General features: G+C 71.5%; 8 protein-coding genes. 2 read left to right on the forward strand and 6 right to left on the reverse strand.

What is annotated here, in order from left to right:
• The first annotated feature begins 366 nt into the window (after window positions 1-366).
• Window positions 367-1560: a TerD family protein gene (locus tag ACFV2J_RS41850; RefSeq protein ID WP_385098356.1), complete on the forward strand. Its 1194-nt coding sequence runs from the start codon at window positions 367-369 to the stop codon at window positions 1558-1560.
• 218 nt (window positions 1561-1778) lie between these two features.
• Here the strand turns inward: ACFV2J_RS41850 and ACFV2J_RS41855 are convergent, their stop codons facing one another.
• From ACFV2J_RS41855 to ACFV2J_RS41870, 4 genes are all read right to left on the reverse strand, one after another.
• The gene (locus tag ACFV2J_RS41855; RefSeq protein WP_385091586.1) at window positions 1779-2345 is read right to left on the reverse strand and encodes a TetR/AcrR family transcriptional regulator; all 567 of its coding nucleotides are present in this window, start codon (window positions 2343-2345) and stop codon (window positions 1779-1781) included.
• A 362-nt stretch (window positions 2346-2707) separates the two neighbouring features.
• Window positions 2708-4294: a TROVE domain-containing protein gene (locus ACFV2J_RS41860; RefSeq protein WP_385091589.1), complete on the reverse strand. Its 1587-nt coding sequence runs from the start codon at window positions 4292-4294 to the stop codon at window positions 2708-2710.
• Between the two features lie 557 nt (window positions 4295-4851).
• Window positions 4852-6297 carry an alkaline phosphatase PhoX gene (locus ACFV2J_RS41865; RefSeq protein WP_385091590.1) on the reverse strand — a complete coding sequence of 482 codons (1446 nt, stop codon included), beginning with the start codon at window positions 6295-6297 and terminating at the stop codon, window positions 4852-4854.
• A gap of 229 nt (window positions 6298-6526) precedes the next feature.
• On the reverse strand, window positions 6527-7948 hold the full coding sequence (locus tag ACFV2J_RS41870) for a hypothetical protein (RefSeq protein WP_385091593.1): 1422 nt from the start codon (window positions 7946-7948) through the stop codon (window positions 6527-6529).
• Between the two features lie 438 nt (window positions 7949-8386).
• Here ACFV2J_RS41870 and ACFV2J_RS41875 point away from each other — a divergent pair, with 438 nt between their 5' ends.
• Complete coding sequence (locus ACFV2J_RS41875; RefSeq protein ID WP_385091596.1) at window positions 8387-10213, forward strand: endonuclease/exonuclease/phosphatase family protein; 1827 nt, start codon at window positions 8387-8389, stop codon at window positions 10211-10213.
• Between the two features lie 61 nt (window positions 10214-10274).
• Here the strand turns inward: ACFV2J_RS41875 and ACFV2J_RS41880 are convergent, their stop codons facing one another.
• On the reverse strand, window positions 10275-11009 hold the full coding sequence (locus ACFV2J_RS41880; RefSeq protein ID WP_385091600.1) for an SRPBCC domain-containing protein: 735 nt from the start codon (window positions 11007-11009) through the stop codon (window positions 10275-10277).
• A gap of 19 nt (window positions 11010-11028) precedes the next feature.
• Window positions 11029-11679, reverse strand: a complete 651-nt coding sequence (locus ACFV2J_RS41885) for an ArsR/SmtB family transcription factor (protein WP_385091603.1) — start codon at window positions 11677-11679, stop codon at window positions 11029-11031.
• Window positions 11680-12403 lie beyond the last annotated feature (724 nt).

Below are 12403 nucleotides of genomic sequence, written 5' to 3' on the forward strand. Positions count from 1 at the left end.
CTGGATATGCGGGCCCGCGCCGGGTGTGCCGGCCTGCCCCGGATATGCGGGCCCGCGCTGGATGTGCGGGCCCGCCCCGGATGTGCGGGCCTGGGCCGGACATCCGGGCCTGGGCATGATGGCCACAGTCCGGGCGTCAGCCTGTCGGCGCGGGCCAGCACCATCAGCCCGTCCGGCGCTTGAGGACAAGGCCCTTAAGGCCGGTACGGGGGTCTGGGGGCGGAGCCCCCAGGTACGGGATGGGTCGGGTAGGGGCGGCGGGGGCGAAGGAGGCCCTTTTCTCCGGCCCGCGACCACCCCGAACAACTCATCCTTGGGTAAGGGAACGGTAAAGCGCCCCCGGTCGTTACCCCAGTCATGACAGCTATGACCCCTGGCTCGAACATCCCTCTCCCCGTCACCCGCGTGACGGTGGACGTCGCCGCTCCGGTGCGGCTAGACGTGTCGGGCCTGCTGCTCACCGCCGACGGCAAGGTGCGCTCCGACGACGACTTCATCTTCTACAACCAGCCCACCGGCCCCGGCGTGACGTACCGCTCGGGCGGCGGCACCTCCCCGGACGCGATCACGGTCGACACGACCGCGGTCCCCCCGGGCATCGAGAAGATCGTCGTGACCGCGAGTCCGGACGCCGCCGGCCAGACCTTCCAGGGCATCGAGCCCACGGCCACCATCCGCAACGCCGACGACAACGCCGTACTGGCCAGCTTCACCCCGCCCCAGCTCGGCACCGAAACGGCGCTGGTGATCGTCGAGGTCTACCTCCGCAACGGCGCCTGGAAGGCCCGCGCGGTGGGCCAGGGGTACGCGAACGGTCTGGCCGGCATCGCCACGGACTTCGGCGTCTCGGTGGAGGAGCCGGCCCCCGCCGCTCCCCCGGCCCCACCGATGCAGGCCCCCGTGGCCCCCGTGGCTCCCGTGGCTCCCGCGGCCCCCATGGCACCGCCGGCCCCGCCGGCTCCCCCCGCCGCACCGCCCTCCGGGAAGATCAACCTCGACAAGGGCAGGGTCAGCCTCCAGAAGAACCAGACCGTCTCCCTGGTCAAGGGCGGCCGCCCGCTGCTCTCGCAGGTCAAGATGGGCCTCGGCTGGGAGCCCGCGTACCGCGGCAAGGACATCGACCTGGACGCCTCGGTCATCGCCTACGGCCCGCAGCGCAATCACATCGACAGCTGCTACTTCGGCAAGCTCTCCATCGTGAACGGCGCGATCAAGCACTCCGGCGACAACCTCACGGGCGAGGGCGGCGGTGACGACGAGGTCATCGTCGTCGACCTCGGCCGGCTGCCGCAGGAGGTCACGGGTCTGGTCTTCACGGTCAACTCCTTCTCCGGACAGAAGTTCACCGAGGTCGCCAAGGCCTACTGCCGTCTGATCGACGCGGCCAGCGGCGAGGAACTGGTCCGCTTCGACCTCACCAACGCCGAAGCCCAGACCGGCGTCATGATGGCCAAGCTGATCAAGCAGTTCTCCGGCGAGTGGGAGATGACGGCCATGGGCGACTTCGTGAAGTCCCGCACGGTCCGCGGCATGGTGAAGCCGGCGGCCCAGGCACTCTGACGGCGCGAGCCCCCACCGCCCCGCGGCCGCCCCGCACGGAAGGGGCCGTGCCGGTACATCGCAAGCCCGTCGCTTACGCCCGGATCTGGAAACAGCCCCTCCAGGGCAACGTCTGATCCAGCGGCGACGGGCTCGATGTACCGGCACGGCCCCGACCCACCCACCGGCGCTCCGCCCCGCCCGACATCAGCCCCCCGGCACCAGGCCCCGCCCAGGCGCTAGGCCCGCAGCCCCTCCGTCAGCAGCGACAGATACCGCCGGATGTACTTCCCCTGGCCGTCCGCCAGCTCCGACGCCGTGGCGACCCCGTGCGCCAGCCGCAGCACCTCGATCGGCTCCACGTCCGCCCGCAGCGTGCCCTCCCGCTGAGCCGCCTCGACCAGCCGTTCGGCCGCGCCCTTCACTGACGTCCCGCACGCGGTCATCACCGCGCTGCTCCCGTCCGAGACGGCCGATCCGAGCAGCGCCTTCAGACAACGGACCTGGATCATCATCCCGCTCAACTCGTTGAGCCACTCGACCAGCGCCTCGCCGGGCGGGAGTTCCGCGGCGATCTCGTCCGCGCGGGCGGCGATCGCCTCGATGCTGTCGACGTAGACGGCCTCCAGGAGCGCCTGCCGGGTGGGGAAGTGCCGGTACAGGGTCCCGGAGCCCACCCCGGCCCGCTTGGCGATGTCGTCGAGGGACGCACCCTCCCCGTGCTCGGCGAACGCCACGGCGGCCTCCTCGATCAGCCGCTCGTAGTTCCGCCGCGCATCCGCCCGCATCGGCTTGACCTGCGCCATTCAGTTACTCCTTGCCAACCGGGGGCACCCTCGCGGGCAGTCCGCGCTGCCCGTACGCCACGCACCGGGGACACAGACAGGGAGCATCCCATGTCCACCCCGTCACACTCGAAGCACGGTCCCGAACCCCGCCCGCATCAGCCGTACGTCCGCGCCGGCCAGGCGCCTGATCAGGATGTTCCCGACCCTGCCGTACACGGAATCCGGCCACTGGTGTCGCAGCCCGGCTCGTACGAGGAAAGGGACGTGCAGCCGGCCTGCCTCCCCACTCCACCGCGCCCGCACCCGCACCGGCACCGGCACCGGCACCGGCACCGGGCAAGTCACCGCGTAGCCCGATGACTTCCCCGGCGGCCCCGCGCTCATTCACTCATCCACGGCCAGAGCCCCTCCCTGCCGGACTCGAGCAGGGAGACTATCCGGAACGCCGCGTCCGACAGACCCCCGAACGTGTGCCGGTTGTCCTTGCCGGTCGGGCCGTGGCCGGCCCGGTATCCGGCGAGGTTCCAGGTGTAGACCGGTACGTGCGCCGGGACCTGCTCGGTCGGATCGCCGTGGTGGCTGTACGCGGCCTGCTCGTCCGTGACGATGAGCACCCGGTCGTGCCCCCGGTAGTGGGCCCGTACCGCCTCGCTGGTGTTCGTGCCGCCGAGGTCGCCGAAGCGCTCCAGCACCTTCAGCACCGACTCGCCCCCGCGGAACCGCACCCGGTCGCTGCTGGTGCCGAACTGGACGAGGTCCGCGTCCGCCGCGCGCAGCGCGAGCGCGGTGCCGAAGACCGCGGCCGCGTCGGCCCGGTTGAGCTCCGAGCGGTCCGACAGCCGCGAGAAGAACATCGAGCCGGACCGGTCGACGAGCACGAGCGTCCGTCCGGGCAGCGCCGGCACGTTGGCCAGCGAGTGTCCGAGCGCCTGCTCCAGCGGGTACGACCAGCGCAGCGAGGGCGCGTGCTGGTAGGCGGCCAGGTAGCGGAACGGGAACTGGCGCGAACGCGCCACCTCCGCCGGGTCGCTGATCCGCGCGGCGACCCGGGCCGCCACGTCGTCGCCGACACCCGCCTCGTCGAAGTTCCGCAGGTTCCGTACGAGCGCCATCGTGCCCATGGACGGGATCACGGCCTCCCAGGCCGCCTTGTCCATCGGACCCTGCAGCCAGCCCGCCAGCGCCTCCCAGGTGAGACCCGCCGCCGCGAGCCGCTCGGCACCGTCCGGGGCCGTGACGACCGCGCGCCGCTCGGCGACGGGCACCGCCATCAGCTCACGGTGCGCGACGAGCACGCGGTTCGAGGCGGGCGGCACCGCCGTGTCGGGGTGGTGGCGCCGGTCCAGGGCGTACTGGAACAGCTCGCCCTGCCACGGCTTGCCGGGGTCGGGCGCCGCGTGCACCAGGTTGAGGATGTCGCCGAAGCGGTAGCCCTTGGACGCGGTGTCGTACTTCAGCAGCGACTTGCCGTTGTAGAGACGTCGTACGGCGTCCGCGATGCCGCGCTTGACGGGCTTGGGCACGTTGCGGCCGTACCGGGAGGACCAGTAGGCGAGCAGCTCGCCGGGCTCGTCGGGGCGGCGCAGTACGGAGGCGACGACCTGGCGGTTGGCGGGGCCGTCGGTGACGCCCGCGTCGAGGCGGGCGCGCACGTACTCGGCGGCGCCCATGATCGAGGCGGAGCGCAGATTGCCCTCGCCGCGCAGCCAGCCGAGCAGGGCGGCCGTCCACGAGGGGTCGTGGACGGCGAGCTCGCGCACCAGCGTGGCGAACCGGTCGTCGCGGTCCTCGCCGGACTCGTAGAAGGTCTGCTGGGAGACGAGGTGGGAGACGGCGAGGAGGAAGAGTTCGGAGCGCGGGTCGCGCTCCCGTCCGCGGCCGCCCTGATGGGTCCGCAGGACGCGGCCGGTCGAGGTGACCCGCGAAGTGGGACGCGCCTTCGCGGTCTTGGTGTTGAATCGCGCCATGATGAATTCCCCCGAATTCTCGGTACGACGGTGACGTCGTGTTCCGGAGGAAGGCGCAGCAAAGGGAGGGTGCCCGAGTTCGGAAAGCGGCGACGGACCAGTCAGATGCTCTACCGATTGAGCTACGCCGGCCGAAGCCGGCGGCGGGACTCGAACCCGCAACCGTCCGATCCCATGAAGTAGCCGTCGCCTGCGCACCGGGCACCCACCATGAGCTGCGCCTCCCGAGATCAGAATCGGCGGCGGCATGGGATTCTTTTACAGAGAAGTAGCCGCAGCCCGCGCACCGGGAGGTGCATGAAATTGTGGTGTCCAGAGTTCAGGATCGACGGAACCGACAAGGTGCTCTAACCCCTGAGCTACACCGGCCTGTCGTACCGGTGACGGGACTCGAACCCGCGGCCGCCCCATTATGAGTGGAAGTAGGTCCTGCCTTCGCACCTGGACGTGCATCACTCTAGGAGGCGTACCGCGGGACGGGCGAGCGAATTAATCGCGGGGCGAATGCGCGGAGTTCAGCCGCGCCTCCGCCGGGTTCAGCCGCGCTTCTCGCGGGTTCAGCCGCGCTTCTGACGCTTCCAGGGGCCCGTGATCGCGAGCATGATTCCGGGCTCCTGGATGTTCGCGAACAGCGTCCGGCCGTCGGGCGAGAAGGTGACGCCGGTGAACTCGCTGTAGGCAGGCTCCTCTTCGGTGCCGATGTTGAGTTCGTTGCGGGCGATCGGGTACGTGCGGCCGCTGTCGGTGGCGCCGAACAGGTGCTGGACGCCTTCGCCGTCCTCGGCGATGACCAGACCGCCGTACGGGGAGACGGTGATGTTGTCGGGGCCGTCGAAGGCGCCGTCCACGGACGGGTCGGGGTTCACTCCGATCAGGACCTTCAGGGTCAGGGTGCGGCGCTTGGGGTCGTAGAACCAGACCTGGCCGTCGTGCTGGACGGGGCTCTCCTCGCGGGCGTAGGAGGAGACGATGTAGACGCCGCCGTCGCCCCACCACATGCCTTCGAGCTTGCGGGCGCGGGTGACCTCACCGGCCGCGAACTGCTTGCGCACGGAGACCGTCCTGGCGTCACGGTCGGGGACGTCCACCCAGTCGACGCCGTACACGGTGCCGATCTTCGTGGCGCGGGAGAGGTCGTCGACGAAACGGCCGCCGGAGTCGAAGCACTTGAAGGCCTGGAGGGCGCCCGCGTCGTCGGCGAGGGTGCGCAGTTGTCCGTGGCCGTGCTCGAAGCCCTGCGGCGGGGTCCACCGGTACAGCAGGCCGTTGGGCGTCGCCGCGTCCTCGGTGAGGTAGAGGCGTCCGCGCTTGGCGTCGACGACGACGGCTTCGTGGGCGTACCGGCCGAGCGCCTTGATCGGCTTGGGGTTGCGGTTGCGGCGGCGGTCGGCGGGGTCGACCTCGAAGACGTAGCCGTGGTCCTTGGTCATGCCGCTCTGACCGGCCTTGTCCTCGGTCTCCTCGCAGGTGAGCCAGGTGTCCCAAGGGGTGTTGCCGCCCGCGCAGTTGGTGGAGGTGCCGGCGATGCCGACCCACTCCGCGACCTTGTCGTGGCGTACCTCGACGACGGTGCAGCCGCCGGACGCGGCCGGGTCGTAGACCAGGCCCTCGGTGAGCGGAACGGGGTACTTCCAGCTGTCGCGGGGGCCCTTGAGCTCGTGGTTGTTGACGAGGAGGGTGGCGCCGCGGGGGCCGTCGAAGGTGGACGTGCCGTCGTGGTTGGACGGCGTGAACTCGCCGGATTCCAGCTTGGTCCGGCCGCTGTAGGTGATGACGCGGTAGGAGAACCCGGCGGGCAGCGCGAGTACGCCCTTGGGGTCGGGGAGCAGCGGTCCGTAGCCCACACCGCCGTGCCGGTTCTCGGACTCCTCGCCGACGCTCTCGGTGTCGGTGGAGGCGAGGGCGTTCGGGGCGGTGGCGAGGGCGCCCACACTGCCGGCCAGGGCCACTCCGGCACCGGTGATCGCGGATCGTCTGGCGAAGTCCCTGCGGGTGAGCGACATGGGTGTCTCCTGTGACGGTGAGGATGACCATGGAAGGCTACGGAGGGCCGCGGACGGCGTTGCGGGCACACCGTCCCGCTCGCGCCTGAACGGGAGTTGAACGCCCGGCGTCTTCACCGGACTCTCTTCCATGAATCCGTAAGGACCGGGCCACAGGAGCCCAAAACACCTTCGGCCCTCCGCGCGCGCCCGCCCTCCCCGACGTGGCGCGCGGACCCCGCCGGCGTGCTCAGCCCCCTTGTTGCGACCGCGCCTTGAACGCGGCCTTGCGGGCCTCCTTGGCGACCTTCTTGTCGGGGTGCAGCCGCCCCATGGCCTCCAGGACGTCCGGTGTGGCGGGGTGGTCGACCCGCCAGGCCGTGGCGAAGAAGCCGCCGTGCTGCTGCGCCAGGCCCTCCACGAGACCCTGGAGCTCCTCGGAGTTGCCCTCGGCCGCGAGTTGCGCGGCGACCGTGTCGATGGTGAGCCAGAAGATCATCGCCTCGGACGGCGCCGGCACGTCCACGGCGCCGTGCTCGGAGAGCCAGACCCGGGCGAGGCCGCCCAGCTCGGCGTCGTCGAGGACGTCACGCAGCGCGGGCTCGGCCTCCATGCCGACGAGCGAGAGCGCCTGCTGACAGCGCAGCCGCCGCAGCGGTGCGCCGGCGTCGCCACCCCGTGCCGCGGCGAGCAACTCACGGGCGGCGGGCAGGGGTTCACGCCGGGCGAGCCACTGCTCGGTCTCGGCCTGGGCCGCGGCGGGCGGGAAGACGCCGGTGCCGTCCAGCAGGGCGTCCGCGCCCTTGTCCACCAGGTCGCCCACCGCGGGGACGGAGAGCCCCGCCTCCAGCAGCCGGGCCCGCAGCCCGTACAGACCGAGCGGCGTCAGCTGCACCATCCCGTACCGCGAGACGTCCGTCTCGTCGAGAGGGCCGGCCGGCTCCTCGTCGGTGTCCGCCATCAGCGCCTCGTCGACCGGCTGGAAGTCGACGAGCCCGACGGGTTCCAGCAGCCGGAACTGGTCGTCGAGCCGCATCATCGCGTCCGACACCTGCTCCAGCACGTCGTTGCTGGGGTCTCCCATGTCGTCCGGCACGATCATCGACGCGGCGAGGGCCGGCAGCGGCACGGGTCCCTCCCCGCCCTCGCTCACGGTCAGCAGGTACAGGTTGCCGAGCACCCCGTCCAGGAACTCGGCCTCGGCCTCGGGGTCCCAGTCCAGCGAGGAGAGGTCCACCTCCCCGCCGTCCTCCACCGCCCCGACCAGTTCGTCGAGGTCGGGCACGCTCGCGTCGGCGAGCACCGCCTCCAGGGCGACGAGCCACACCCCCAGGACGTCCTGGGGCCCTCCGGAGGTGAGCAGGGCGAGGTCCGCGCCCGCGGCGACGGTGCCCTCGTCCTCGTCCACGATCTCCACGAGCCCGGTGTCGACGGCGATCCGCCAGGCCTCACTGGCGAAGGCCGCGGCGTCGTCACCGGTCAGGCCGAGTGCGTCGGCCGCCCCGGCGAGCTGTTCCTCGACGAGTTCACCTCCGGCGCCGACCCTCGTGTCCGGCCCGGCCCAGCGGGCGAGTCGCGCGGCACGGGAGAGCAGCGGTGTGGCGAGCGCGTCCCGCGCCAGCGCCGCTTCGGGAGCCAGCCGCACCGGCGGCAAGGGGGGGCTGTCTGACATCGGCTGGGTTCTCCTCCGAACGATCGGGACCCGACGAGCGGGACCGGACAGGACCCGACGAACAGGACCGGCTACAAGCATGACGGACAGGGGCGGGCGGGACGGGCGAGGACAGGCGGGGCAGGGAGGGGAGTCCGTCGAGGCCGGGAGCCGCCCTGGACACGCACACCCGGACGCCACCCCGGAAATCCACGTGGCCGACTCAGCCTAGACGGATTTCCACCCATGCCGCCCGGTTCATGTCCCTGCCAAAAGCTGGAAGGTACCGAATCCTTGACAACTCCCCCACTCACACACGAGATTGACGCGCGTAGAAGTTCAACGGGGGTTGGGCTCGCCGACTTTTTTCTACGCGCGTCACCGGCCCGCACACGGGTCGCGCTCCCCCCACCGCCACACCCTGTCCCGGCGCTCATGTAAGTCCCCGGAGGGATTCCCTTGCCGAGCAAGAGAACCGCGCGCATCGGCGCGCTGACCGTAGCCGCGGTCTGTTCCACCGTCTCCGCCGTCGTGCTCACCGCACCGGCCCACGCGGACACGGTCCGCATCCACGACATCCAGGGCACCACCCGGATGTCCCCGTACGCGGGCCGGCAGGTCACGGACGTGGCGGGCGTGGTGACGGGTGTGCGGACCTACGGCTCGTCCAAGGGCTTCTGGATCCAGGACCCGACCCCGGACGCCGACCCCGCCACCAGTGAGGGCGTCTTCGTCTTCACCAGCTCCATCCCGAAGGTGGCGGCCGGCGACTCGGTCACGGTCTCGGGCACCGTCTCGGAGTTCGTGCCGGGCGGAGCCTCGACCGGCAACCAGTCGGTGACGGAGATCACCAAGCCGACGGTCACGGTGGTGTCGTCCGGCAACGCGGTCCCGGCCGCCACGGTGATCGACAGCCGTTCCGTGCCGGACGTCTACGCCCCCGCCGGTGACACGGCGGCGAGCGGCTCGGTCAACGCGCTCACCCTGGAGCCGAAGAAGTACGCCCTGGACTACTACGAGTCCCTGGAGGGCATGAACGTCCAGGTCTCGGACACCCGCGTGGTCACCGCGACCGACCCGTACAGCGAGCTGTGGGTCACGGTGAAGCCGCGCGAGCACGCCAACCGGCGCGGCGGCACCGTCTACGGCGCCTACACCTCGCAGAACACCGGGCGTCTCCAGGTCCAGTCCCTGGGTTCGACCGCCGACTTCCCCGCCGCGAACGTCGGTGACGAGCTCGCCGGCACCACCGAGGGCCCGCTCGACTTCAACCAGTTCGGCGGCTACACGCTCGTCGCGAGCCGGCTGGGCACCCTGGCCAAGGGCGGCCTGGAGCGCGAGACGACCCGTGGGCAGTCGCGCGGCGAGCTGGCGGTGGCGACGTACAACGTGGAGAACCTGGACCCGGGAGACGGCACCTTCGCCGCCCACGCGGCCGCGATCGTGAACAACCTGCGGTCGCCCGACATCGTGTCCCTGGAGGAGATCCAGGACAACAACGGCGCGACGGACGACGGCACGGTCGCCGCCGACCAGACGGTGAACAAGCTGATCGACGCGATCGTCGCGGCGGGCGGCCCGAAGTACGACTGGCGTTCCATCGACCCGGTCAACGACCAGGACGGCGGCGAGCCGGGCGGCAACATCCGTCAGGTGTTCCTGTTCAACCCGCAGCGGGTCTCCTTCACGGACCGCGCGGGCGGCGACTCCACGACCGCCGTCGGCGTCACCAAGGTGCACGGCAAGGCGCGGCTGACCGCCTCCCCGGGCCGGATCGACCCGGGCAACACGGCCTGGACGACCAGCCGCAAGCCGCTGGCCGGCGAGTTCGTCTTCCGCGGCCGGACGGTCTTCGTGATCGCCAACCACTTCGCCTCCAAGGGCGGCGACCAGGGTCTGACCGCGCAGTACCAGCCTCCGGTGCGCAGTTCGGAGACCCAGCGCCACCTCCAGGCGACCGCGGAGAACACCTTCGTCAACCAGATCCTGAAGGCCCAGAAGGACGCCGACGTGATCGCGCTCGGCGACCTGAACGACTTCGAGTTCTCGGACACGGCGAAGATCCTGGAGGGCCACGGCGAGCTCTGGTCGGCGATCAAGTCGCTGCCGAAGAGCGAGCGTTACACGTACGACTACCAGGGCAACGAGCAGGTCCTCGACCAGATCCTGGTCAGCCCGTCGATCCGCCGCGACTGCGGCCTCGACTACGACAGCGTGCACATCAACTCGGAGTTCTCCGACCAGATCAGCGACCACGACCCGCAGGTGCTGAGGTTCAGGCCGTAACCCCGTGTACGGAAGAGCCCGGCCCCGTCGTCCGGGGGGCCGGGCTCTTCCCTGTGGGCGCTCAGGCCGCGAACACGCCGTCCAGCCAGCCCCGCCAGGCGGTCTCGTCGCGCTTGGCGTCGGCGTCGGCCGCGAAGTCGTGGACGCTGATGCCGACGGGGGCACCCCAGTGGTTGCGTCCGAAGAAGCGCAGCAACTGGTCCTCGGTGCGCAGGCCGATGAAGTACGGGTTGCGGAAGTCGAGTACGGCGTCGAGGAGTTGACCCTCAGGTCCCCGTGCCCGTACGCGCGCCCCCGCCTCGGTGTCGTCGGCGAGCCCGAGCGCCCGCCCCACCGCGGTGAAGGCGTCGGACGCCATGGACGCCTCGGGTCCGTCGAAGGTGGCGAAGGCGACCTGTCGGCCCGCGAAGTGCGTCACGTACTCGCGCAGCGTGTGCAGATAGAAGTCCGTGTGCCGGCTCGCCCCGTCGTACTGGTTGTCCCAGTCCTCGACGAAGATGCCGCTGTGCACGTAGCGCATCCAGGAGCGCCGGCCGTCGTCGCGCGGCTCGATGGTCTCGTCGATCTGGTTGAGGGTCTGCTGGGAGATGCCCTGGACGTCCTCGACCCGGCTGGTCAGGCGGTGCGGCGGGTCCCAGTTGGTGAGCGTGGAACCGAAGGGTCCGCTGCCTCCCTGGCGCGGCTCGAACTCCATCGGCCACAGCCAGCCACCGATGCCGGTGGTGATGGCGTCCCACATCTGCTCCGGGGTGGCGTCGACCTCGAACTCGCGGGCGATCTCGAATTCCTTGGACATGGCGGTGATTCTCCTGGGGTCAGCCCTGGGCGGGCGGGATCGGGGTGGGGGCCGTGGCGGGAGCGGCGACGGGGGGCGTGGCGGACTCCGGTTTGACCGTGGGGTGGACGGCGACGACGATCCTGTGGTCCCGCCCGCCCTCGGCGTTCCCGTCGTGGTACTTGCGGATGAGCGCGCCCACCCCCTGGGTCAGCTCCTCGATGAACGCGGCACGGTCGGCGGCGGTCGCGAAGGTCACCTCGCCGTCGAGCGCGAAGGTGGCCAGCCGCTTGCGGGCCTTGGTCGCGCCGGTGATCAGCGAGCCGACGTCCCGGACCAGCCGGGCGCCGAGCGCGAGCAGCCAGCGGGCCGAGAGCTGGTCCCGGAACCGGTCCGGATCGGGCTGCACGGCGGCGAGCGCGAGCGGGGAGATGACGTACGACGCCGCGGTCGCCCGCATCAGCCGCTCGGTGACGTTGCCCTTGCGGCGCTCGCCCGCCAGCTCGACCAGGCCGTGCCGCTCCAGCGTCTTCAGGTGGTAGTTCACCTTCTGCCGCGGCAGCCCGACCTTTCCGGCCAGCATGGCGGCCGACGCGGGTCCGGCGGCCAGCTCGGCCAGCAGCCGGGCCCGTATCGGGTCCAGCGAGACGGCGGCGGCCTCCGCGTCCTCGATGACGGTCACATCCAACATGCCCCCACCGTCTCACCGAAAACTTTTTTTGTCCAGGCGGGTGGAGTTGTCGGCCGCGTGGCGGGACGAAGGGTGAGGTGGGGCGGCGTGGGGGCGCCGCGTGGACGGGGGCGGGCCTGACGGGCGCGAGGTGACTCCGCGGGCGTACGGGGGCGCTGCGCGGGCGTACGCGGGGGGGGGCGGAGGCGTCGCGGGGTCGGCGCCGGAGTGCCGTGTGGACGGGTGCGAGCGCGGTAGACGCGAGGTGACTCCGCGGGCGGGGGCCTGGTCGGCGTCGCGGAGGCGCTGCGCGGGCGGAAGGCCTGGTCGGCGTCGCGGAGGCGCTGCGCGGGCGGAAGGCCTGGTCGGCGTCGCGGAGGCGCTGCGCGGGCGGTGCGGGATCGGCGCCGGAACGGCGCGTGAACGGGTGCGAGGCCCGGCAGGCGCGAAGAGCTCCGCAGGCGTACGCGGGGCGGAGTCGTCGTTGCGGAGGCGCTCCGCAGGCGTACGCGGGGCGGGGTCGGCGTCACGGAGGGCTTCGCCACGTACGCCGGGTCGAAGGCGTGGAGAGGCTCCGCCGGCGTACGCGAGGCCGAAGGCGCAGAGAGGCTTCCGGGGCGTACGCGGGGTCGAAGGCGCAGAGAGGCTTCCGGGGCGTACGCGGGGTCGAAGGCGCAGGGAGGCTTCGGGGGCGTACGTGAAGTCGGCGGCCGGCGCGTCGGTGGGGCACGCCGTGTGTGTCCCC

Source organism: Streptomyces sp. NPDC059668 (assembly GCF_042734135.1).
Taxonomy (GTDB): domain Bacteria; phylum Actinomycetota; class Actinomycetes; order Streptomycetales; family Streptomycetaceae; genus Streptomyces.